Origin of the sequence: Streptomyces sp. NPDC053474, from assembly GCF_044544845.1 — a bacterium.
GTDB lineage: Bacteria > Actinomycetota > Actinomycetes > Streptomycetales > Streptomycetaceae > Streptomyces.
On sequence record NZ_JBITXV010000009.1, the window covers coordinates 60,565 to 83,717 of the forward strand.

Consider the following 23,153-nt stretch of genomic DNA (forward strand, 5'->3'; position numbering starts at 1 on the left):
GTTCCAGATGGCATCGAATCGAGGGGCCTCGTCCGTGTTCCGCTGCTGCGCCCGGCGACTGACCGCCACCCTCTTCCTGGTCCTGGTGGCGGTCGGCTGCACCTACCTCCTCGCCGCACTGAGTCTGGACCCGCGCTCCACCTACGTCGACCGCAACCCGCCGCCGTCCCCGGCGGAGGTCGAAGCCGTCCTCGACGCCTACAACCTCAACCCCGACACCCCGGTCGTCGAACGGTTCGCCCGCTGGGCACAGGGGGCCGCCCACGGAGACCTGGGCCGCACGGTGTCGGGCACACCGGTGAGCCCGGAGTTCCTGCGGCGGGCGGCGACCAGCGCCCGGCTCGTGCTGGTCGCCACCGCCATCGGTTCGGCCGGAGGGATCCTGCTGGGGTCCTGGAGCGCCTCGCTGCGGAGGCGCCGGAGCGGCCGTGCCCTGACCGTGGCGGCCTTCACCGTCCTCGCCACCCCGGTCTTCGTCCTCGCCCTGGCCCTCCAGCTCTGGGCGCGGAACATCAACGACCTGGTGGGGAGCACCGTCTTCGAGTACACCGGCGAGTACGCGCCCGGGGCGACGGGGACCTGGGACAGGCTGGTCAGCAGAGCCCAGCACGCGGTCTTCCCGGCCACCACGCTGATCGTGTTCCAAGCCGCCCTCTTCAGCCTGTACCAGCGCCAGACGATGCTCGACGTGGTGCACGAGGACTTCGTGCGCACCGCCCGGGCCAAAGGCCTCTCCCGGCGCACGGCGCTGCGCAGACACGCGCTGCCGGTGGCGGTACTGCCGCTGCTGCCGCTGCTGACCTACAACGCGGTGTTGACGTTCACCGGAGCCGTTTTCATCGAGAAGATCTTCGGCTGGCACGGCATGGGCGAGTGGCTCGTCGACTCCGTCCTCGCCCAGGACGTCAACGTCGTAGCGGCGGTCGGGCTCTTCACCGCGGTCCTGGTGCTCTGCGCGGGCCTCGTCGCCGATGTCCTGCACCTCATTCTCGATCCGAGGAGCAGGACGCCATGAGCGTCTTCCCGGACCCCGGCGGCCTGCTGACAGCCGCTCAGGGCGGCCTCCTCGGCGGCAGGAGCGCAAGCCGTCGAGTCGCCCAGGTGGTGCGCGGGTGGGGACGTCACCCGGCGGCGCTCTTCGGCGCGGTGCTGCTCGTCGGGCTCGCCGCACTGGCCTGCTGCGGACCCTTGTTCCAGCCCTGGGACCACAGCGATCTCGATCCGCTGGCCCTGCGCCGACCCCCGGGCGGCAGCCATCCGTTCGGCACCGACGGCGCGGGAGCGGACGTCTTCGCCCTGGTCCTGCGGGGCACCCAGAGGTCCCTCGTCGTCGGCCTGCTCACCGCGCTCCTCGCCACGACGATCGCGGTCACCATCGGGACCGTCGCGGGCTACGCCGGTGGCCGGACGGACCGCGCGGCACTCGGCTGCGTCCATCTGTTCCTCGTCCTGCCCGGATTCCTGTTGGTCACGGCCCTGTCGCCGGTCGTCGAGGACACGACGTGGCTGCTCCTTGTGGTGTTCCTGGCGGCGTTCGGTTGGATGATCACTGGACGGGCGGTACGCACGGCCACGAGGTCGCTCAAGCAGCGCGACTTCGTGCGGGCGTCCCGCTACCTCGGGGTGCCCGGCCGGACGGTGATCCGTCGGCACGTCGTTCCGTCCCTGGCGTCCTTCCTCATCATCGACGCGACGCTGCAGTTCGGCTCCGCCGTGATCGCCGAAGCGGGACTCGCCTACCTGGGCTTCGGGGTGCACCCGCCGGAGGTGTCGCTCGGGACCCTCATCGCCACGGGAACGCCGAACGCGCTGGCGTACCCCTGGCTCTTCTACTTTCCCGCAGGCTGTCTGCTGCTGCTGTGCTTGTCGCTGTTCCTGATCGGTGACGGCCTGCGCGACGCACTCGACCCGGGATCGGTGGCGCCACGAGGCCCGCGCGGCACCGCGAGGCGCGTCACGCCCGTCGCCGACGCCCCGCCCGCGAGCGAGCAGACGCACACGCGCGTGCCACCGGTCCTGGAAGTGCGGGATCTGCAGGTCTGCCTGCCGAGCTCCGGCGGGACCGTGCACGCGGTGCGGGGCGTGTCCTTCGCGGTGCGCCCGGGCGAGGTACTGGCCATCGTCGGCGAATCCGGGGCCGGGAAGTCGGTCACGGCGGCAGCGGTCCTCGGCCTGCTCCCCGAGCACGCCGAAGTCCGCGGCTCCGTGAGGCTGCACGGACGGGAACTCCTGGCCCTGGACCAGGCGGGCTTGTGCCGCGTCCGCGGCAAGGACCTGTCCATCGTCTTCCAGGACTCGCTCTCCTCGCTGACTCCCGTGTACTCCGTCGGGAACCAGATCGTGGAGGCCCTGCGCGTCCACCAGCGGCTGTCCCGGACGGCGGCGCGACGGCGGGCGATCGAGCTCCTGGACACCGTGGGCGTGCCCGACCCGGAGCGGCGGATCGACGCCTACCCGCACGAACTCTCCGGCGGGACGCGGCAGCGCGTCGCCCTCGCGATGGCCATCGCCAACGACCCGTCGGTGCTCGTGGCCGACGAACCCACGACCGCCCTGGACGTGACGACCCAGGCCCAGATCCTGGACCTGATCGGCAAGGCCCGTACGGCCACGGGAGCAGCCGTCGTGATCATCACGCACGACCTGGCGGTGGTCGCGGGCCTCGCCGACCGGATCCACGTCATGTACGCGGGCCGCTTCGTCGAGGAAGGCCCCGTGGACGACGTCTACGAACGGCCTCGGATGCCGTACACGGCCGGTCTGCTCGGCGCGGTGCCCCGTCTGGAGGCCCCTCGGCGCGCACTGACACCGATCGAGGGCAGTCCGCCGAGCGCCCTCCGCCTGCCTCAGGGGTGCCCCTTCGCACCGCGCTGCCCCCTGGCCGACGACGTCTGCCACGAGGAGGAACCCGCCCTGAAGGTCCGCGACGGCGTCGGCCACCCCACCGCGTGCCTGCGCGGCGAAGAGCTCGGGCGCCGGCACGCGAGCGCACAGCACCAGGGCCCGGCCCGCACGGCGGTCGCCCGGGAATCCGTCACGCCCGGTCCGGGAGCGCCTGGGGAACGCACGCCCCGCGCGGAACGGCCCGTCGTGCTGCGGATGGACGGGGTGGTGCGGCACTACCCGGGCCGCCGCTCGACGTCGGGGTGGTCCAGGACGGACCCGGTACGGGCCGTGGACGGCGTCAGCCTGGACATCAGGGAGGGCGAGACGCTCGCCCTCGTCGGTGAATCGGGCAGCGGCAAGACCACGCTCCTCAGACAGGTCGTGGAGCCGCCGCAGCGGCAGCGGCACGCGACCGGCACCGTCCTGGTGGCCGGTCAGGACAGCCGCCGTGCGACGCCCGGCCTGCGGCGGCGGCTGAGCCGTGAGGTGCAGATGGTGTTCCAGGACCCCGTGACATCGCTGGACCCGCGCATGACCGTCGAGGACATCGTCAGCGAGCCGCTGCTCGCGCACGGCTGGACCCGCGAGGCGAGCACCCGCCGGGCCGGCGGCCTGCTCGACCTGGTGGGCCTCGGCGCGGAGCACCAGGACCGCTACCCCGCACAGCTCTCCGGAGGCCAGGCCCAACGCGTCGGCATCGCGAGGGCGTTGGCCCTGCGGCCGAAGCTGCTGCTGCTCGACGAACCCGTAGCGGCGCTGGACGTCTCCGCGCAGGCGACCGTGCTCAACCTGCTGCACCGGCTGCGGGCGGAGCTGGGCATCAGCTGCCTCCTGGTCACCCACGACCTCGCCGTGGCCGCCTACCTCGCCGACCGCGTCGCGGTCATGCACCGGGGACGCGTCGTCGAGGCCGGTGCCGCCCACGCGGTCCTCACCCGGCCCAGCCACCCCTACACCCAGGTCCTGCTGTCCGCCGTGCCCCGGCCCGAGCCGAGACGGGAGCGGGCCCGGGCGCGCCTCCCGCTGGCGGGCGAGGCCCAGGGGCCGGACGAGGCCGACGCCGGGTGCCGCTTCCGCCGTCGCTGCCCCCGCTACGCCGACCTACCGCCCGAGCGGCGAAAACGCTGCGAGGCCGAGGACCCGACGCCCTCGGCACAGGGGGAGGACCACACCGCGGCCTGTCACTTCCCCGGCCCTCGCGAGGACTGGGGCTGAGGGCCACCAGCAGCAGCCGCCCACGGCCGAAGAGCCCGACCGGCGCGCGGGGGCGGAAGTCGGTAGTCACGTTCACAGGAAGGCGGCCCCATGCGCCCTACCCGCACGGCAGTCACATCGGCGGTCGCAGCCGCTGTCTGCGCCTCGCTCGTCAACGCGTGCGCGACCCGCCACGACAAGCCCCCGTCGGCGGGACCGGCCGCGAGCCAGGTCAACCGCGTCGACCGCGCCGACCTGAGGAAGGGAGGCGTACTCGACTGGCCGCTGAGCGTCATCCAGGACAACCTCAACGTCCGCCATCTCGACGGCGGGAACATCGACACACGCCGCATCATGGAGTCGATGATGCCCGTCCTCATGAAGAGCGACGACCGCGGCCGGGTGGCGCCGGACCCCGACTACCTCGTCTCCGCCGTGTCCCGCACGAAGGCGGGGCGGCAGCGCGTCACCTACCGCGTCAACGACGACGCGCGATGGTCCGACGGGACCCCGATCACCTACCGGGACTTCCAGGCGAGCTGGCGCGCGCAGAACGGCAGGGATCCGGACTTCCACGCGGTGTCCCACACCGGCTACGACCTGATCGCGAAGGTGTCGAGGGGGCCCGGGGGAGACCGGGAGGTCACCGTCGACTTCGCCAGGCCCTTCGGGGAGTGGCGCTCGCTGTTCACGCCCCTGTACCCGGCGTCCGTCATCCGTACGGCCCGCGGCTTCAACGACGGATTCAAGGGCACAGCACCCGTCACGGCTGGGCCGTTCAAGTTCGCCCAGCGAGACGAGACCGCCAAGACACTGACCGTGGTGCGCGACGAGAAGTGGTGGGGCGACACTCCGATGCTCGACAGGATCGTGTTCCGCGCGCTCGATCCGGCCGCTCACGCGGGGGCCTTCGCCAATGGTGAGGTCGACTTCTTCGACGTAGGGGTGAGAGCCGCCGCGTACCGCTCCGCCCAGGACACACCGCACGCGCGGCTCCTGAGGGCCGGGTCGGCGAGCCACCACCAGCTGACGATGAACGGGCAGAGCCCCATCCTGCGGGACGCCCGCGTGCGACGGGCTCTGGCGCGGGCCATCGACCGTCGGCGGATCGCCGAGGTCGCCCTCCAGGGGGTCGACTGGAAGGCACAACCGCTCGGCAACCACCTCCTCCTGCCCCAGCAGGCCGGTTACCAGGACAACGGCGGCCGGATCGGCAGCTACGACCCCGCGGCCGCCCGGGCGGCCCTCGCCTCCGCCGGGTGGCGGCTCGACGGCGCCGTCCGCGAGAAGGACGGCCACAAGCTCGAACTGGACTACCTGGCCATGAGCGGAGACGCCGAGGCGCAGAACGAGGGGCGGGTCATCCAGGCCATGCTCCGCACAGCTGGTGTCCGGCTGAAACTCACGCTCGTGCCGGGCAACGTGCTCTTCGAGCGCTACATCATCCCCGGCAACTTCGACCTGACGACGGTGAGTTGGACCGCGAGGCCCTTCCCGGTGTCGGTCAACCGCAGCCTCTACGTGAAGCCCAAGGGGAAGGATACGCAGTTGAACTTCTCGCGGACCGGGACGTCGCGGATCGACGCGCTGCTCGACGAGGCGGCGACCGAGACGGACAAGCGGAAGGCCGTCGACGTCATCAACCGGGCCGATCGCCTGATCTGGCAGGAAGCGGCGGACATCCCTCTCTACCAGGATCCGGGAATCGTCGCGTCGAAGCGTTCGCTCGCCAACCTGGGAGCCCAGGGCTTCGCCTCCATCGTCTACCAGGACATCGGCTTCACCAGGTGAGAGAGGGGACGTCACTCGTAGAGCGCTTCGAGCATGGCACGGAACCGCGCGTGCACCACGTGCCGCGCGACCTTCATCGAGATGGTCAACTCCCCCTCCTCCAACGACAGATCACGCTCAAGAACCGTGATCGCCCGGGCTCGGTAGTACTCCTGCAAGGTGGCGTTCGCCTCCGCGAGCGTCCGCTCCAGTTCCTCCCGCAGGACCGGCTCCCGCGTCAGTCGCGGGATGTCGGTGGGCAGGCTCCGCTCGGCCGCCCACTTCCGGGCGTACCGCTCGTCGAGCGTCAGGAGGACCACGAGATGCGGCTTGCCTTCCCCATAGGCGACCGCATGGGAGATCAGCGGGTGCCTACGCAACGCGCTCTCTAGGGGGTGCGGTGTCACGGCCACACCGTGGGAGAGCTGGATCAGCTCCTTCTTGCGTCCGGTGAGCGTCAGATATCCGTGCGCGTCGATGCTGCCGAGGTCGCCGGTGTGCAGCCAGCCGTCGCGCACGCTGCCGAACGCGTCCTCGCGAGAGCCCCAGTAGCCGCTGAAGACGTTGGCGCCCCGAATCAGGACCTCCCCGTCGGGCGCCGTGGCGACCTCGACGCCGGGCAGGGGCCTGCCCACGGTCCCGAGGCGGTAGGCGTCGGGGGTGTTGGTGGTGGCCACCGCCGCCGTCTCCGTCATCCCGTAGCACTCCACGAGGGGAACTCCGCAGCCCAGGAAGAACGAGAGGATCTCCTGGGACACCGGCGCGCCCGATACCGTCGCCCGTCGCAGCGCGCCCCCGAAGTGCCCGCGCACCTCGGCGAACAGGGACTCCTCCATCGCGTCGAACCACTCCTGGAGGCGGGGCGGCAGGGCTTCCCCGCGCTGGACGCGCTCACGTGCGTCCAGACCGGCCCGCGCCGCCTGCAGGGCCAGGGACGCGTCCGCCTCGGACCAGGTGGCGAGGACCGCGCTGTAGATCTGCTCCAGCGCCAGCGGGACCAGCGGCAGGATCTGCGGGCGTGCGGCACGGATCTCGTCCACCAGGCTGTCGTCGGGTCCGCCCCGGCGGAAGGCGAGCGTGTACCGCGACCACCAGGCCAGGACCTGCATGAGCATCGCGATCGTGTGCGGCCCCGTGACGACGAAGATCGTCCCGTTGCTGTGGTCCCGTCCGGCCCCGGGGCAGTGCGGTGGCCGGGGGTGCGCCCGCAGGACGCTGACGTAGTTGCCGTGGGTGAGGGCACAGCCCTTCTTGGGGCCCGTGGTGCCCGAGGTGTAGATGATGGCCAGCAGGTCCTCGGCCCGGACCGCGTCCGAGAGCCGTCGCAGCTCCGCCGTGCTGACGTGGGCCCGCCCCCGGGCCCGGAGTTCGCCGAGGCTCACCGTGCGCGCCGGGTGCTCCACGGGACCGGTGTCCGAGACCTCGGCCGGGGCGTCCATCAGGACGGCGTGGCGCAGGTGCGGCAGCCGGTGCCAGGCGGCCTCGACCTTCGCCAGCTGCGCCGCGTTCTCGCACACCACCACGCGGGCGCCGCAGTCACCGAGTACGTGGACGATCTCCTCGGGGACGGTCGAGGGCAGCAGGGACACCACGACGAGGCCCGACGTCGCGGCGGCCATGAGCGTCGTCGTCCACTCGGGCCGCAGCCCGCTGAGCACCGCCACGCGATCGCCCGGTACGAGGCCCAGGGACAGCAGACCGCGCGCCGTGCCCTCGCTGTCGCTCCAGGCCTCGGCGTAGGTCAGGTGACGCCGGTCGCCGACGGTGTCGCGCCAGCGCAGCGCCGCCGCCTCGGGCCACAGTGCCGCGTTCCGGCGGGCCAGGTGCGCCAGCGTCTCGCCGGGGTCGGTCGGGCTGTCCCAGCCGTCACCCCGGTCCAGCGGGCCGAAGCGCGCGATCGGGGTGGTGCCTTCGGCGTTCATACCGCTCCTTCGTCGAGCTCGGCGTGGAGCAGATAGCCCCGCTGCCGCACCGTGCTGATGATCAAGCCGAGTGGGGCGACCCGGCGGCGCGTGCGCAGGATCCTGACGTCCAGCGCGTTGCGACGGCCGCTGTCGTCGTCGGGCCACAGCCGGGCGGCCAGCTCTTCACGGCTGACCACGGAGCCGTAGGACTCGGCGAGGTGGCGCACGATCTCCGCCTCGCCCGCCGCCAGCGGCAGGTGCCGCCCGGCGAAGCGCAGCACGTCCTGCGCGTCGATCACCGGTTTGCGCAGCGAGGCCCTGGCCCGCAAGGTCTCGCAGCGCACCTGGAGTTCCCGCTCGTCGACCGGAAGCCGCGCCCAGTCCTCCAACGGGTCCACGGTCGTCGGCGGCTGCTCTCCGGGGAGCACCAGGAGGAGCCGTGGCACCTTGCGCAGGCGCAGCTCGTGGACCACGGCGGCCTGCTCCGGCCAGCGCAGCGCCGGAATGCCCCCGGTCGCGCGGTGGATGCTCCGGCGTCCTGTCGCGGCGGGGGACACGGCCTGCGGCGTGTGCCTCGGCGACCCCGTCGAGCGGCCGGGGTGCGGGGGAAGCGGTGCGGGAAAGCGGCTCATGTATGCGTCTTCCTGTGGCGCTGGGGGACGTGTGCTCTTCGTGAGGCCTCATCGCCCGGCCGAGCGTCCCCGGGGGAGGGGAGCCGGGCATCGCGGAGGCCTGGGCGTCGCCGCCCTCGGCGGCCGGGCCCGCCTCAGCGGAGCCCGGAACCGGCCGGGTCCAGCAGGAACCACGTCCTGGTCCCCTTCCGGGTCCGGCTACAGCCCCACGCGGAGGCCATGGCCTCCACCAGCAACAGCCCCCGGCCGCTCTCCGCGAGCTCGTCCACGCGGGAGTCGGCGACCGTGGGAGTGCCCTTGGACCCTGAGTCGTCGACCGTGACGATCAGGGAGGCGTCTCCTTGCCGGACGCTGACCTCGACCGTCTCCTCGGTCCGGGAACCCGTCGCCGCGTGCTTGACGGCGTTGGACAGCAGCTCGCAGAACAGGAGTTCCACGGTGTCTGCCTGGTCGCCCCAGCCCCACTCGATCACGGAGCGGCGCACCCGGTGACGGGCGCCGGGCACCGCGTCGGCGACAGCCGGAAGCCGGAGCCGCAGGGCGCGGAAGCCCCCCGGCTGTCGCGTTCGGCGATCTCGCCGGTCGGTACGGGCGTCCTTGGTCTGCGGCGCCGGATCCGGCGGGGCGGCCACCGGAGGCTCCGCGCCGTGCGGGCGCCGGGGCTGCCCGGTGTCGGTGCGGGCGCTGAGCACGGGCCTGGTCTCCAGTGCCACGTTGCTGCGGTTGTCGACGAACGGAGTCATCTCTGTCTCCTCGGTCCGCTGAGCGGAGCTGGGCGGGATCGCGCCTGTCGACACCCAGAGGACCGTGCGGATAGATGCGCGTTCAATGCGGGGCACCACCTATTGCGTGGCGGGGAGCACGGACTGCGTGGTGTGGAGCTGGATGGGGGGTGTGCTCGTGTGCTCGTGGATGGATGGGGGCTCGTGCGCTCGTGTGCCGTTTCGCTGGGCGCCAGGGGCGCTGTGGCCCGCCCGTTCCACGCTTCGCGCGCCCCCGGCGGCCGGGCGTACGAAGGGGGCAGCGCTGGCTAAACTGGCTGTCTGGCCTGGTGTTTCGGGTAGGCCGTTCACACCCTGCAGAGGACGAGAACCGGTGGCTCAGGCGGTGACTTCCGCGGACATCTCGGGGATGCGGAGAGACGGCTTCACCCTGGTCGGCCGTGAGCGCGAGCTCGAAGACCTCGTCACCTCCCTGCGCAGCCTGCCCTCGGTGGTGATGATCGAAGGCGAGGCGGGCTCCGGCAAGTCACGCCTCGTCCGCGAGGCGGAACTGCTCCTGACGGCCTCCGGTACGCAGATCGCGACGGGGCTCTGCTACCCGCTGCGCGAGCCGTTCCCGTACGGCCCCGTCCTCCAAGCCGTCGGCAAGGCGGCGGAGCACTTGCCCCGGAACTGCCTGCTGCCTCCCGAAACCGGCACGCTGGCCGCCTATCTGCCGGACCTGGCCCCCCACCTCGACGACTCCCGACAGGCGACGTCGGCGATGCCCGAGCGCCTCCGGCTCGTCCTGGGCATCCGCGCCGTACTGCGCGCGGTCGAGCCGGTCGTGCTGGTCATCGAGGACATGCACTGGGCGGACGAGGCCACGCGTGAACTGCTGTTCCTCATCGCCCGGGAACCCCCCGGAGGCCTCGGCCTCGTCCTCACCTACCGCGCGGAGGACCTGCCGCCCACCGAGCCGGTCCTCGGCAACGCGTACCGGCGGCCGATCGGCGTGTCGGGCGGCGAGATCCGGCTCCAGCCGCTCAGCGCGCGCGAGGTCACGGCCCTGGCCTCGGGCGTCGTGGGACGCGTGGCGGGCCACACCCTGGGCCGGGTCCTGCACCGGCGCAGCGCCGGACTCCCCCTGGTGGTGGAGGAGGACCTGCTCACCCTCCTGGACCGGCGCAAGAGGAGCACCGCGCAGGACGCCGCCCAAGGGCTCGAACAGGAAGTGGAGTTCCTGGGCCGGTCACCGGCGCCGCGCTCCCTGCGCGAAGCCGTCCACGAGCGCCTTGCCGAGCTGCCTGAGTCCGCCGCCCGCCTCGTGGAGGCCGCGGCCGTCCTCGCGGTCCCCGCGCCGCAGGACGTCCTTGCGGAGGTGGCGGGCCTTGAGGCCGAGCAGGCCACCGCCGCCCTCACCCAAGCCCTGCACCGCTCCCTCCTGCACGAGTCGGAACCCGCCAAGTACGCCTTCCGGCACGTGCTCGCGCAGCAAGCCGTCTACGGAGACCTTCCCGGCCCCCAGCGGATCCACCTGCACCAGCGGGCCCACGGCGTCCTGCGCGGACAGCGGCGGCCCGCCCTCGTCCAGATCGCCCACCACACCAAAGCGCTGGGGGACAAGCAGGCGTGGCTGCGCGAGGCGGAGGCCGCGGCCCGCGAAGCCATCAGCATGGGGGACGACGGCATCGCCTCCCAACTCCTGCACGGCATCCTCGGCGAGGACGGAGTGCGGCCCGAGGTGCGCTCACGCGCCGCGCTCGCCCTGAGCGACATCGCGCACAAGTTCACGCGCTTCGCACACCACCTGGCCATCATGCGGCGGCTCGTGGACGACGCCACCCTGCCCGTCCAGACCCGCGGCCGCGTGCGGCTCACGCTCGCCGCGGTACTCGTGAACCACGCGGGCGACAAGGCCTCGTACCGCGAGCTGATGAAGGCGGTGGAGGAGCTCGGACCGTGGCCCTCGCACGCTGCGTCCGGAATGCTCGGCGCGATCTTCTACGAGCGCACGCAGACGGCCGCCGAGCTCGATCAATGGGTGGTCCGGGCCGAGCACGCCCTGCGGGGCTGCCAGGACGAGGCCCGGCTGGCCGAACTCGAAGGCGCGAAGCTCTTCTTGATGTCCCGCAAGGGCGACGCCCGCCTGTGGGAACTGGTCGACGCCCTGCCGCGGTCCTCTCCGCACCCCGAGGCGCGAAGACAGCGACTCATCACCCTGTACAACGTCGGGTCGAACGCGTTGAACCGGGGAGAGGACGCACGCGCGGCCGCGGTGCTCCACGAGGTCGCGCGGCTGACGGCCGACGGCGTCAACCCCTCCCTGGAGTGCTACGCCCGGACCCAGCTGTTGCGGTGCGACTGGTTCGCCGGAGCCTGGTCCGGCCTCGAAGAGCGCCTCGACGAGCTGAACACGACCTGCCCCGACATGGCGATCGCCCAGCGGGAACAGGCCCTCATCGGCGGTAGCCTGGCGGTCTGCAAGGGGCAGTGGGGCACGGCGATGGAACACTTGGAGTTCGCCCGCCGCGCGGCCGAACGCATCGGCGGGACCGTGTGCTTCCTGCACGCCGCCGCCGCGACCGCCGAGCTCCATCTCGCCCGCGACGAGCCGGACAAGGCGTGGGAGGCGCTCGGGCCCGCGCTGCGGCTGCTCCGGTCCGCCGAGATCTGGTACAAGCCGCTGGGCACGGTCCAGGCGGCGGTCCGCGCGGGCCTGGCGACCGGTCACCGTGCCAAGGCGCAGGACCTGGTGGCCGAAGCCCTGGCGGCGCGGGGAAGCTATGTCGCGCCTGCCGCGGACGCCGAACTCTGCGTCGCCCGTGGCGTACTGGAGCAGAGCACCGACCCCGCGAGCGCGGCCCGGTGGTTCCAGCAGGCCCGCGACAGGTGGCGGACCATCGGCAGGCCCTACTTCGCCGCCCGGGCCGCCGAACTGCTCGCGCTGTGCCACGGCGGTCCGGAGGAGCAGGCGGAGCCCGCTTCGCTCGACGAACCGCTCGACACTTACAGCAGGCTGGGGGCCACCGCCGACCTCGCCCGGTGTCGGCACGCCCTGCGGCGGGCGGGTGCCAAACGCCCCGCCACACCCGGGAGGCGTGGCTATGGGGAGGGCCTTTCGCCACGGGAGGTCGAGGTGGCCCGGCTCCTCGCCGAAGGCGCCAGCAACCGCGACATCGCCCAGGCGCTCTGCCTCTCGGTGCGCACGGTCGAGCACCACGTCGCCAGGACCCTGAAGAAACTGCGGGTCGTCAACCGCGCCGACGTGTCCCGGGCCCTCGACGCCCACCTCGGCGACGGTCCACTTCGGTGAGGCGGCCGGTCGCCACGGGAGGCGCGGGCACACGTGAGCCCCTGCCGGAGGTTTCCCCGGCAGAGGCCGCATCCGAGCTGGTATCCGCTATCCCCGGGCCTGGATCCGCTTCGCGTACCACTCGCCGTTCACGAAGGTGGCCTCCACCAGCGCGTAGACGCCGACGCGCATGGGGCCGCAGTAGTCGGCGCCGTGCCGGAGGCTGAAGCGCATCTGCCCCTTCTGCGTGGCGAGTTCGAGGTAGTCGTCCTTGAAGGCGGTGATCCGGCCGAAGAACTGCGTGACCTCGGCCGGGTTGGCGGCCCGGGTGCTGACGGCCCTCACGGGCGACGGGTCCGCCGAAGCCGCCTGAGCTGTCGAAGCGAACGCACCCATGATGCCGACCAGCCCGACGACGACTGACGCCAGCTTGACCGAAAGGTTCCGGTATCTGTTCATACTGCACTCCACGATGTTGGTTCCGGATTCCCTTGCGGGAAATTGAGCAGGTATCCGGAAAGGCGATCTGGCATTCCGAACGATATTCTTCCTGTGCTTCAGCGATTGGTTTAATTTCGTTGATCTTTCGGCGTTTTGGATTTCCTTCTCCGGGGCGGGCCCCGCTCCCGGGCAAGAAGAACCGCCCGGGGTCCGCTGGCGCGGGCCCCGGGCGGGCGGAGCGGCGGGGGTTACCAGGTGACGATCACCTTGGCGGTGTAGACCCCCTCGTCGAGGGCGGCCGTGACGTCGGCCTGGGCGCCGACCTTCAGGTCGCCGATCCAGTAGGCGTCACCGGTGAGCAGCACGGTCACGACCGTCCCGCCCGTGGCAACCTTGACGTGGTCGTCCGCCACGGCCGTGAGCTTGCCCTGGAAGTGCACGTACTGCCCCTGGGGGGCGGCACTGGTCTGCGAGGAGGGGGCCTGCGAGGCCGCCTGCGCGGGACCCGCGACGGCGACGCCCGCCGCGCCCACAAGGGCGGCGGAGCAGAGGATCCGGGCGATCTTGCTGGGGGTGTTCGACATGGAAGCCCTTCCTTCTCGATGTGCTGTGAAATGTTCCGGGAATTGCACGGCGGGGCTTTTTTCCTTTCTGCCCCCGATCAGATTAGAGACTCTTCGAAGGGTGAGGGATTTTCTTTCCTTTTCCTTGCGGTGGTATGGGGAGAGGGGATTCAAGGGGCAGGCGTCGGCTGAGTACGTAGCAGAGCAGCAGGACACCGACGGGAAGTGCCATCGTGGTGCGCCAGGCACTGATGAACGTCTGTTGGAAGACGGCGTCGGTGAAGTCCCCGAAGAGGCCTGCCTCGCGCGGGGACAGGTCGGCCGGAGCCGCGGGCCGCGTGAGGCTGTCGCCCGAGAGGCGGAGCAGGGAGTCGGTGAAGGGCGCGCGCAGCCGGGACGGCAGGTCCTCCGCCGCGGCGCGGGCGTGCCCCGGCAGGTCGGCGGAGAGCCGCAGGCGCAGCAGGGAGCCGACGGCGACCCCGCCCAGGACGCCACCGATCTGCCGCGCGGTGTTGAGCACCCCCGACGCGCCGGATGCCAGGGAAGGAGGCACGCTCTGAAAGGCGATGGCCGTCACCGGGGCGAGGGTGCAGCCGATGCCCGCGTCGGCGAGCAGCATCGGCGGGAGCAACTGCCACGCGTTCATGCCGGGCGGGGCGCACAGGACGGTGAGCGCCAGTCCCGCCGCGTAGACCAGCACGCCCACGCCGAGCAGTCGAGCCGTGCGCGCGCCCTGGCTCCACCTGCCCACCACGACGGCGACGACACCGACGGCGAGGGCGGAGGGAGCGGTGATCGTCGCGGCGGCCAGCGGATCGTTGCCCAGGATGTTCTGGAGGTAGAGCAGCAGCGGCAGCGCGGTGCCGACCACGGCGAAGTGGACACCGGCACCGACGACCGCCACCCTCACGAAGACGCGGCGCTGATAGAGGGCCCGCGGCACCAAGGGCTCGCCCCGCGTGCGCCGTTGCTGCACGACGAGGCCGACCAGCAGGGCCGCGCCGACGCCCACCCAGGTTCCGGAGCGCACCGACGCCGTGCCGCCGGGGCGGCCGTACTCCAACAGCCCGCAACAGAACACCGCGAGACCGGCCGTCACCAGGAGCGTGCCGGTGACGTCCCAGCCGTGCGGGACGCGCGAGCGGTGGTCCGGCACGACCACGGCCGCCAGGACGAAGGCGACGCAGCCGAGCGGCACATGGGCCAGGAAGATCCACTCCCAGCCCGCCCACGCGATCAGGCCCCCGCCCGCGAGGGGCCCCGCCACGGCCGAGAGGCCGATCACACCGCCCCAGACGCCGAACGCCGTGCCCCGGAGCCGGGGCGGGAAGAGGACGGTGATGAACGCGCTGGTCTGCGGCGTCAAAAGAGCCGCGCCCAGGCCCTGCACCACGCGCAGGGCGATCAACTCGCGGATGCTGTCGGCCGTCGCGCACCAGCCCGCCGCGGCCGTGAAGACCGCGAGGCCCGCCAGGTACAGCCGCTTGGGGCCGAAGCGGTCGCCCAGCCGTCCACCGGTGATCAGCAGCGCCGCGTAGGTCAGGACGTAGGCGTTCACCACCCACAGCGCCTCACCGAGGCCAGCCTCGAACTCGCCGATCATGACGGGGATCGCGGCGTTGACCATCGTCGTATCCATGACGATCGCGAAGAAGCCGGTGCACAGCACCGCGAGGACCGACCACGGTCGGCGACAAGACGCAAGGGACATGAGCGCTACGGCCCTTCATGAGTGCGGTACTGCCGGTCGGACAGGCCCTAGCGGGCGGTGTAGCCGCCGTCGACGACGAGTTCGGCGCCCGTGACGTAGGAGGCCGCGGGCGACGCCAGGAAGCCGACCGCGGCCGCTACCTCCTCCGGGCGGGCGGCACGGCACAGCGGTGTCGCGTCGACGGCCCGCTGCACGAACCGTGCCGGGGCGGAGCTCGTCATGGAGGTGGCGACCATGCCGGGATAGACGGCGTTCACCCGGATCCCGCCGGGAGCGAGCTCGACGGCCGCAGCGGTCGTCATGGACCGGACGGCGCCCTTGGCCGCGTGGTACGCGAACGAGGCGCCCGAGCCCACGAGGGCGTACACCGAGGCCACGTTGACGATCGCGCCGCCACCCGCGGAACGCAGGCACGGGGCCACGGCCTTCATGCCGAGGAACGTGCCGCGCTGGCAGACGCGGACCACGCGGGCCCACTCCTGCTCGCTCGTGCCCTCCAGCGGCTGGTGCCCCAGGGCTCCGGCGTTGTTGACCAGGACGGTGAGGCGGCCGAAGCGGCGCCGGGCCAGCCGGGTCGCCCGGTCCCACGCCTCGGGCTCGGTGACGTCGAGGCCACAGCCCAGCGCGCGGCCGGGGCCGCCCGCGCCGTTGAGGTCGAGTGCGGCCCGGCGGCAGGCCTCGCCGTCCAGGTCGGTCACCAGCACGCCCATGCCGCGCGCGAGGAAGTGCTCGGTGACGGCCCGGCCGATGCCGCCCAGCGCGCCCGTGACGAGGGCGACCTGGCTTCCCGCGGTCATCGCGCGGCCGCCTGCGGGACCGGCAGCCAGGCGAGCGCCGCGGCGTGGCCCCTGGCGTGCGTCAGGGAGACGCGGGGGTGGGGCAGGCCCTTACTGCGCAGCTGGTGTGTGGCGGCGGCGCCGAGCCGGAGGACGGGTCCGGCACCGGGCGCCCGGAGCACTTCGAGCGCCCGGCAGAGCCGGGGGTCGGGCGGCAGGCCCAGGAGCGACGCGACGGCGGCCTTCGCGGCCCTGCGTGCCGCCAGGTGCTCGTGCGCACGGTGGAAGCCGTGGCTGAAGGAGATCTCTTCGGCGGTGAGCCAGTTGTGCCAGCGGGCGTCGTCCGGATCGGGGATCTGCGCGGGTGAGAGCAGGGTGAGGGCGGGTGCGGGTGCGGCCATCACCCCACCGCCGTCCGGGCCGTCGCCGCCGGGCCGGTGTACGGCGCGAGGACGAGGGAGGCGTACGTACCGCCCCAGTTGGCGGCCGTGACCAGGCAGGCCCGGCCCGCCTCGGCACCGGCCCGGAGGTACGGGGTCACGTTCCCGGGCGCGGACGGAAGGGGGACGTCGGGACTCCAGCCGGTGCGTACGGTCTCGGTGGCGCAGACCGCGGACATCAGCGAGGTGGTGCTGTGCACGTGCCCCACGTACGGGCTGAGATTGCTCAGCCGCACCCGCCCGGGCTGCCACACCCGGCTCACGGCGGCGACCTCGGCGGTGTCGATGGCGGCCGTGCCGCGCGCGTCGCCGTACACCGTGCCGATGTCGTCCGGAGCCATGTCGGCGTGGTCGAGGGCGCGGGTGAAGCTTTCGGCCCAGGCCGCGCCGGAGGGGTCGTTCCCGGCGACGCGGTAGGCGTCCGAGGTCACCGCGTGGCCCTTGACCTCGGCGAGGATCGTCGCCCCGCGCCGCAGGGCGTGCTCAAGCGACTCAACGACCAGCGCGGCGCCGCCCGCGCCCAGCACGGTGCCACCGGCCGAGGCGGCGTAGGGGCGAAGGGCGTCGTCGGAGAGCAGGCCCAGGCGGTCGAAGCCGCAGTGGAGCAGGGGCGTCAGCTCGTCCGCGCCGACCGCGAGCATGACGTCGGCCTCGCCGCGCCGCACCAGGTCGGCGGCGTAGGCCAGGCCGCTGAGGCCGGAGACGCAGCCGGTGGCCAGGGTGGACAGCGGGCCGCGGATCTGCAGGGCGAGACAGGCGTGACCGGCCGCCGCGTTCATGACCGAGTTGGGGAAGAGCCGGGGGTTGACCCGGTGCGGGCCCGCGGTGCCGATGGTCTCGCTGAGCTGGGCGACGGTCTGCATGGGCCCGCTGAAGGTGCCGAAGACCATGCCGGTGCGCTCCGCGTCGGCCTTCGTGATCCGCAGACCGGCGTCGCGTACGGCGAGACGGCTCGCGGCGAGGGTGAGCAGGCCGATCTGGTCGAGGCGCCGCGCGTAGGCCGGGTCCACATGGCGTCGGCACTCGGCGCTGTCGAGCTCCGCGGCCCGGCGGGTGCGGGACAGGGACAGATCGGTCAGCCGGGCGGCCCCGATGGCGCTGGTCCCCGCGCGCAGCGCGTCGAGGAAGGCCTCACGGCCGCTGCCCAGCGCGGTGACGGGACCGGCGCCGGTGATGACCACGCGGTGGTCGGGCACCTCCGCGGGGGGTGCCGGGCGGCGGCCGAGGACGAGGGAGCAGTTGTTGCCGCCGAAGGCGAAGGAGTTGGAGACGACGACGTCCAGGGCCTGCGGGCGGGCGTGGTTGGCGACGACGTCGCGGGAGAGGCCGCTGGGCTCCGCGACGTTGACGGTGGGCGGCAGGACCCCGTCGCGCAGGGCCAGGACACAGGTGGCCGCCTCCATGGCACCGGCGGCCCCGAGCATGTGGCCCACCTGGGACTTGGTGCTGCTCATGGGCACCGGGGGCGCGGGCGAGAAGAGGTCGGCCACCGCCTTGGTCTCGGCCTTGTCGTTGGTCGGAGTGCCCGTGCCGTGGCCGTTGACGTAGTCGACGTCCTCGGGGGTGAGCGAGGCCTGGGCGAGGCTGCGGCGCATGGCGCGGTAGGCGCCGTTGCCCGCCGGGTCGGGAGCCGTGGCGTGGTAGGCGTCGCTGGTGGTCGCGTAGCCGAGGACGTGACCGAGGACGGCGGCGCCGCGGCCTTGGGCGAGGGACTCCGCCTCCAGGACGAGGAAGGCGGATCCCTCGCCGAGGCTGGTGCCCGTGCTGCGCGAGTAGGGGGCGCAGGGCTCGGTGTCGAGGGCGTGGAGGCTGTCGAACCCGGCGAGGGAGAGGAGGTCGAGCACGTCCACACCACCGGCGATCATGATGTCCGCGCGCCCTTCACGGATGGCGTCCACCGCATAGCCGATCGCGTTGGACCCGGCCGCGCAGGCGTTGGAGAGCACCACCTTGGGGCCCCTGAGCTGGAACGCCACGCTGATCGCGTCCGCCGAGGTGTACAGCGGATAGCTGGTGAGCCGGTGCCGCCCGGCCGCGCCGGGGCCGCCCTTGAGGATGTCCCAGTGGAACCGCTCGCCGTGTTCCAGGCCGCCGACGGACGTGCCGACCGCCACGCCCACCCGGTAGGAGTCGTGGTCGGCCAGGCTCAGGTGCGCGCCCTCGACGGCCTCCTGCACGGCGGCCAGGGCAAGGCGCGTCGCGCGGTCGGGGCGCATGCCGACGCGCCGCACCCCGGCGGGCACCGACCGCACCTCGCCCGCGTAGCGGCAGCTGAGGGCGGAGACATCGAGGCGCTCGGTCTTGCCGATGCCGTGGGCGCCGCTCTGGACGGCCCGCCAGACCTGCTCCGCGCCGGTGCCGAGCGCGCAGCTGATGCCGATCCCGGTGACGGCGACGCTCTGCGCGCGCCGTGTGCTGGAGCTCATGGTTTCTCCTGTTCGCTGCGGCCACGGTCGTGGCCGGGGTGAGCCGCGTACGGAAAGGGGCTCAGTCGAGCGCGACGCCGAGGCTGGTGGCCGTCAGGAAGGGCGCGGAGACGGTCCGCACCACCGCACCGGTCCCCGCCAGGCGGAACTCCTGGCCCGAGGCGGCCACCTCGGGGTCGACGGCGGCGGTGCCGATGAAGCGGCCGAGCCGCGGGGACCACACGCAGTGCGTCACGGCACCCACCTCGGCGTCCTCGACCGCGACCGGGGTGCCCCGGCCGGGCGCCGCGTCCAGCTCGGGCTCCGCGGCCCAGCACACGGGGGAGCGGTGTTCGTGCGGGCGCCGCTCGTCGAGGGCCTCACGTCCCACGTGGTCCTGGTCGGGGTCGAGCATCCACTGCAGGCCCACGTCGAAGGGGGTCACCGGGCCGCCGGTGTGCTCGTGCTCGTGGCTGGCGAAGCGGACCTCCATGCGGCAGATGTCGAGCGCCTGCCTGCCGCACTCCACCGCGCCCCGCGCGCTGAGCTCCGCCCGCAGCGTCGCCGCGTGCGGGGAGGGGACGAAGAACTTGTAGCCGTACTCCCCGGTGACACCGGTGCGCGAGAGCGTCACCGCGTTCCCCGCCCACTCGACGCCGACGCAACTGCGGTACGACAGCGAGGCGATGGGGAAGTCGAGGTACGCCTGCGCGATCGTGAAGGAGGAGGGCCCTTCGATGCCGAGGACCGTGCAGCGCGTGCTGATGTCCTCGACGGTGACATCGGGGTGCTCCGCGGCGGCCGCCAGCAGCCGCGCGGTGGCGGCGGGGGCCTGGTCCGGCCAGATCTCCACGAGGTAGTCGGTGCCGCGGCAGTGGATGAGCGCCTCGGCGACGATGGTGCCGTCCTCGCGCAGGAGCAGCGAGGAGGTGCTCTGGCCCTCCAGGAGGAAGTCGACGCCGCGCGTCCCGACCCGTCCCAGGTAGGCCGTGGCGTCGGGCCCGGTGACGGTCAGCAGGCCCGCGCCTTCGTAGTCGACGAGACCGACCCCCTCACGCAGGGCCGTGTACTCCTCATCGGTGGTGGTGGGGAGGTCAGTGGTCATGGTGGCGTCTCCAAGGGGGGTCGACAGATGCGGTCGGTACGGGAGTCAGTACGGGAACCGGTACCGAGGGAGGGATGAGGTGCGGCGGGGCGGGAGGGCGCCACGGCGGTGTCACGGGGCGAGTTCGGTGACGGCCAGACGCGCGGTCATCACCAGCTCCCGGCCCACCGCCGCCTGGCCGGTGACCGAGATCAGACCACCGAGGCGAGGACCGCTGCGTGCGCGTACGGTCACCTGGTCGCCGGGAAGAACGGGTTTGAGGAACTTGGCCTGACGGATCTCGGCGAGATAGCCCACCCGGTCGGCCACGTCCGCCACGAGGTCTCCCGTCGCCGACCGGGCGGCGGCGCTGCCGTAGATGACCGCGGCGAGCTGTGCCACGCACTCGACCAGGAGGACTCCCGGGTAGAGCATGCGGCCCGGGAAGTGACCGGCAAGGACGGCGTCGGAGGCGGTGACGTTCTTGACCGCCTCCGCGCTCGTGCCGGGTTCGAGGGCCGTGACGCGGTCCAGCAGGAAGAAGGGGTAGCGGTGCGGCAGCAGCCGGGCGATGTCGTCGGCGCCGAGCACCGCGCCGCCGGGCGGCAGGGGGAGCGGGCCGGTCATGCGCGGGCGCCTTCGATGTGGTCGACCAGCCGGTTGAGCGACAGCAGGCTGTGGGTGTCGTCGTCGGTGACGGTCACGCCGAAGGTGTCCTCCACGGCCATGGCCAGTTCGAGGGTGTCGATGGAGTCGAGTTCCAGGCCGCGGCCGAACAGCGGCTGGTCGTCGCCGATGGAGCGCGGGTCGACGTTCAGGGCGAGCCGTTCGACCAGCAGCGTCTTGACCTGTGCGCACAGGTCCTGCCGGGCGGCCGCTCGGCGGGTCGCCTCGGCGAGTGTCATCACCATGGTGTTCTCCCTTGGGTGGCTGGGGTGAGGGGTGGGGTCGGTCGCGGGGCATGGACGGCGGGGCACGGCCCTCGCGCGGCGCTAGCAGATGAGGCCGCCGTCGACGACGACGGAGGACCCGGTGATGTACGCGGCCGCGTCACTGAGCAGGAACCGCACGGCGGACGCGACCTCCTGGGGCTGGCCGATGCGGCCGAGCGGCACGTGCCGCAGGTGCTCCGCGAGGCGGTCCGAGGGGATCTGCCGCGTCATCGACGTGTCGATGAAGCCGGGCACCACGCAGTTCACCCGGACGCCGTAGGGGCCGAGTTCCTTGGCGAGCGCCTGCGTCAGGGCGACGCTCCCGGCTTTGGCCGCCGCGTAGTTGGCCTGGCCCACCGGGGGGCGTACGGCGCTCGTCGAGCTCACGGTCACGATGGAACCGGTGCGGCGCCGCGCCATGAGGCGGGCGGCGGCACGCGTGCACAGGAACGCGCCCGTGAGGTTGGTGTCGATGACCTTGCGCCACTTGGCCTCGCCCATCATGAGCGCGTAGCCGTCCTGGGTGATGCCCGCGTTGTTGACGAAGGCGTCGAGGCGACCGTGATCGTGCCTGATGGAACGGAACATGTCCTCGATGGCGGCGCCGTCGGCGACGTCGGCCTGGAGCAGCCGGGCCCGGGGCTGGATCGCCTGCACCCGGGCGAGGGCCTCGCGGGCCTGCTCGGGCTTCCCGCGGTGGTTCATGAGGACCGTGGCGCCGACGCGGGCCAGCTCGACGGCCACGGCAAGTCCGATGCCCCGGGTGGCTCCGGTGACCAGGGCGACGCGCCCTTGGAGATCGCTCACGTCACTGTTCCTTGCTGGAGGGGGATGCGGTGCGGCGGGGGGCCACCGGTTCGGGCGGCGCGGGCGTGCGACGCAGCGCGTCCCCGGTCGTCAGGTGCTGGGCCGTGCGGGCCATCTCGCGGGCGAGGCCGTGCAGGACGCGTCCCGGCCCCGCTTCGACGTAGGTGTCCGCGCCGCACGCGGCCAGGGTGCGCATGACGCCCAGCCAGCGCACCGGGGAGACGATCTGCGCCTGGAGGTCCTGGCGGTAGGCCTCGACGTCGGTGACGCGCAGGCCGGTGATGCTGGAGACGAACGGGATGGCGGGCGGGGCGAGCGGGACATCGGCGAGGTGCTCGGTGAGCCGCTGATGGGCGCTGTCCATCAGCGGCGAGTGGTACGCGCCGCCGACGGGCAGCGGCCGGGCCCGCAGGGCACCGGCGGCCCGCGCGGCGGCGACGACGTGCTCGATCGCGGCCCGGCTCCCGGCCACCACCAGCTGGCGCGGCGAGTTCCAGTTGGCCACGACCGCGACCTCGCCGTCGACCGAGGCGGCACGGCACAGCCCTTGCACCCGCTGCGGCGCGAGGCCGACGATCGCGGCCATGGCGCCCCTGCGGGCGGCGGCCGCGGCCGCCATCGCCCTGCCGCGGCGGGCGACCAGGGACAGCGCGGTCTCCTGGTCGACGCAGCCGCACGCCACCAGCGCCGTGTACTCGCCCAGGCTGTGGCCGGCGACCACGGCGGGCCTCCAGCCGTGCTCGCGCAGCTGCTCCAGCGCGGCCAGGGACCAGGTGAGGACCAGCACTTGGGCCACCTCGGGGTCGGCGAGCGCCGCGGCGTCGGCGCGCTTCATCAGGGCACGCACCGGCAGCCCGGTGACATCCTCCGCCTGGCTGCCCAGGGCGTCGGCCCGGCGCCCCCACCGCTCCATCTCGTAGCCCATGCCGGGGAACTGGCTTCCCTGTCCGGGGAAGACGAAGGCCACGGTCGGGCTCATGCGCGGGGCCCCGCGTCCTGAGTCGCCGCCCAGGCGAGAGCCATGCCGGACCCCAGGGGCGTCGACGCCCCGACCACGTCGAGCCGCTCGGCCCGGGCCCACTCGCCCAGGGGGCCGCTGAGCCGCACGGTCCAGGGTTCCTCGTCGTCGCCGTCGGCGGCGATCTCGACGTGGATGTCCGCGAGGCGCGCGGTGGGCGGCAGGCCGCCCACCGCTTTGACGACGCTTTCCTTCACACCGAAGAGGTGGCCGAGGATCTCTACGAAGCCCCGCTCGGCGGTGGCGAGTTCTCGTGCGGCGCGCCGTTCCTGAGGTGCGAAGTACCGCCGCGTCAGCCCCTCCCCGCACCGTGCGAGGGCGAGCTCCCAGCGGCGCAGGTCCACCAGATCCACACCCGCTGAATGAAGGGCCGCCGGGATCCGCCCGGCTGCGTGAGGAATGTTCATGGCTTGGTGTCCGCCCGTTCGGAAGGGAGGCGATTTCGGAGAAGGAAGAGGGCCCCGTGCGGAAAGGGCTCCGGATTCTTCGGGGCGGCTTCTCAAGACGCCCTGAAGCTAAGGTCGACGCCGATCTCCTGTCAACGGACGTGCAATATTCCCGTCAGGCTCCGGAGAGCCGCGTGCGGCCGCCGAA

19 protein-coding genes are annotated in these 23,153 nt (G+C 72.8%); 4 read left to right on the top strand and 15 right to left on the bottom strand.

The annotated features are described in order from the left end of the window. Positions 1 to 7 precede the first annotated feature (7 nt). From ACIG3E_RS22095 to ACIG3E_RS22105, 3 genes are all read left to right on the top strand, one after another. Positions 8 to 1,015, top strand: a complete 1,008-nt coding sequence (locus ACIG3E_RS22095; RefSeq protein WP_399619018.1) for an ABC transporter permease — start codon at positions 8 to 10, stop codon at positions 1,013 to 1,015. Further along, on the top strand, positions 1,012 to 4,101 hold the full coding sequence (locus ACIG3E_RS22100) for a dipeptide ABC transporter ATP-binding protein (protein ID WP_399619021.1): 3,090 nt from the start codon (positions 1,012 to 1,014) through the stop codon (positions 4,099 to 4,101). The genes ACIG3E_RS22095 and ACIG3E_RS22100 overlap by 4 nt, the downstream gene beginning before the upstream one ends. A 90-nt stretch (positions 4,102 to 4,191) precedes the next feature. Further along, positions 4,192 to 5,871, top strand: a complete 1,680-nt coding sequence (locus ACIG3E_RS22105; RefSeq protein ID WP_399619024.1) for an ABC transporter family substrate-binding protein — start codon at positions 4,192 to 4,194, stop codon at positions 5,869 to 5,871. 11 nt (positions 5,872 to 5,882) lie between these two features. On the opposite strand, the gene ACIG3E_RS22110 is transcribed toward ACIG3E_RS22105, so the two are convergent. The 3 genes from ACIG3E_RS22110 to ACIG3E_RS22120 all read right to left on the bottom strand — a co-directional run bounded on the left by ACIG3E_RS22110 (position 5,883) and on the right by ACIG3E_RS22120 (position 9,129). Further along, positions 5,883 to 7,772 (bottom strand): AMP-dependent synthetase/ligase, encoded by a 1,890-nt coding sequence (locus ACIG3E_RS22110; protein WP_399619026.1) that lies wholly within the window; start codon positions 7,770 to 7,772, stop codon positions 5,883 to 5,885. Next, positions 7,769 to 8,386, bottom strand: a complete 618-nt coding sequence (locus tag ACIG3E_RS22115) for a winged helix-turn-helix domain-containing protein (RefSeq protein WP_399619028.1) — start codon at positions 8,384 to 8,386, stop codon at positions 7,769 to 7,771. Before ACIG3E_RS22115 ends, ACIG3E_RS22110 begins: the two co-directional genes overlap by 4 nt. Before the next feature lie 134 nt (positions 8,387 to 8,520). After that, positions 8,521 to 9,129, bottom strand: a complete 609-nt coding sequence (locus ACIG3E_RS22120; protein ID WP_399619030.1) for an ATP-binding protein — start codon at positions 9,127 to 9,129, stop codon at positions 8,521 to 8,523. A gap of 364 nt (positions 9,130 to 9,493) precedes the next feature. Between ACIG3E_RS22120 and ACIG3E_RS22125 the strand changes: the two genes are divergently transcribed. Then, on the top strand, positions 9,494 to 12,403 hold the full coding sequence (locus ACIG3E_RS22125; RefSeq protein WP_399619033.1) for an ATP-binding protein: 2,910 nt from the start codon (positions 9,494 to 9,496) through the stop codon (positions 12,401 to 12,403). Between the two features lie 87 nt (positions 12,404 to 12,490). Here the strand turns inward: ACIG3E_RS22125 and ACIG3E_RS22130 are convergent, their stop codons facing one another. The 12 genes from ACIG3E_RS22130 to ACIG3E_RS22185 all read right to left on the bottom strand — a co-directional run bounded on the left by ACIG3E_RS22130 (position 12,491) and on the right by ACIG3E_RS22185 (position 22,912). Beyond that, the gene (locus tag ACIG3E_RS22130; protein WP_399619035.1) at positions 12,491 to 12,841 is read right to left on the bottom strand and encodes a hypothetical protein; all 351 of its coding nucleotides are present in this window, start codon (positions 12,839 to 12,841) and stop codon (positions 12,491 to 12,493) included. 230 nt (positions 12,842 to 13,071) lie between these two features. Further along, on the bottom strand, positions 13,072 to 13,407 hold the full coding sequence (locus ACIG3E_RS22135) for a hypothetical protein (RefSeq protein ID WP_399619037.1): 336 nt from the start codon (positions 13,405 to 13,407) through the stop codon (positions 13,072 to 13,074). Between the two features lie 82 nt (positions 13,408 to 13,489). After that, the gene (locus ACIG3E_RS22140) at positions 13,490 to 15,097 is read right to left on the bottom strand and encodes an MFS transporter (RefSeq protein WP_399619040.1); all 1,608 of its coding nucleotides are present in this window, start codon (positions 15,095 to 15,097) and stop codon (positions 13,490 to 13,492) included. A gap of 47 nt (positions 15,098 to 15,144) precedes the next feature. Next, a complete protein-coding gene (locus ACIG3E_RS22145) occupies positions 15,145 to 15,894 on the bottom strand; it encodes an SDR family NAD(P)-dependent oxidoreductase (RefSeq protein WP_399619043.1) in 750 nt (249 codons plus the stop codon). Beyond that, on the bottom strand, positions 15,891 to 16,274 hold the full coding sequence (locus ACIG3E_RS22150) for a hypothetical protein (RefSeq protein ID WP_399619045.1): 384 nt from the start codon (positions 16,272 to 16,274) through the stop codon (positions 15,891 to 15,893). Before ACIG3E_RS22150 ends, ACIG3E_RS22145 begins: the two co-directional genes overlap by 4 nt. After that, positions 16,274 to 18,739 (bottom strand): beta-ketoacyl-[acyl-carrier-protein] synthase family protein, encoded by a 2,466-nt coding sequence (locus ACIG3E_RS22155; RefSeq protein WP_399619047.1) that lies wholly within the window; start codon positions 18,737 to 18,739, stop codon positions 16,274 to 16,276. The genes ACIG3E_RS22150 and ACIG3E_RS22155 overlap by 1 nt, the downstream gene beginning before the upstream one ends. Positions 18,740 to 18,800: 61 nt before the next feature. Further along, a complete protein-coding gene (locus tag ACIG3E_RS22160) occupies positions 18,801 to 19,823 on the bottom strand; it encodes a glycine cleavage T C-terminal barrel domain-containing protein (RefSeq protein WP_399619050.1) in 1,023 nt (340 codons plus the stop codon). A gap of 111 nt (positions 19,824 to 19,934) precedes the next feature. Beyond that, the gene (gene fabZ, locus ACIG3E_RS22165; RefSeq protein ID WP_399619052.1) at positions 19,935 to 20,429 is read right to left on the bottom strand and encodes a 3-hydroxyacyl-ACP dehydratase FabZ; all 495 of its coding nucleotides are present in this window, start codon (positions 20,427 to 20,429) and stop codon (positions 19,935 to 19,937) included. Beyond that, complete coding sequence (locus ACIG3E_RS22170; protein WP_242714156.1) at positions 20,426 to 20,713, bottom strand: acyl carrier protein; 288 nt, start codon at positions 20,711 to 20,713, stop codon at positions 20,426 to 20,428. The genes fabZ and ACIG3E_RS22170 overlap by 4 nt, the downstream gene beginning before the upstream one ends. 81 nt (positions 20,714 to 20,794) lie before the next feature. Continuing rightward, the gene (locus ACIG3E_RS22175) at positions 20,795 to 21,541 is read right to left on the bottom strand and encodes an SDR family NAD(P)-dependent oxidoreductase (protein ID WP_399619056.1); all 747 of its coding nucleotides are present in this window, start codon (positions 21,539 to 21,541) and stop codon (positions 20,795 to 20,797) included. A 1-nt stretch (position 21,542) separates the two neighbouring features. Continuing rightward, entirely contained in the window at positions 21,543 to 22,520 is a 978-nt protein-coding gene (locus ACIG3E_RS22180) for an ACP S-malonyltransferase (protein ID WP_399619058.1), read from the bottom strand. Further along, positions 22,517 to 22,912, bottom strand: coding sequence for a 4'-phosphopantetheinyl transferase superfamily protein (locus tag ACIG3E_RS22185; protein ID WP_399619060.1), 396 nt, complete (start codon positions 22,910 to 22,912; stop codon positions 22,517 to 22,519). Before ACIG3E_RS22185 ends, ACIG3E_RS22180 begins: the two co-directional genes overlap by 4 nt. Positions 22,913 to 23,153 lie beyond the last annotated feature (241 nt).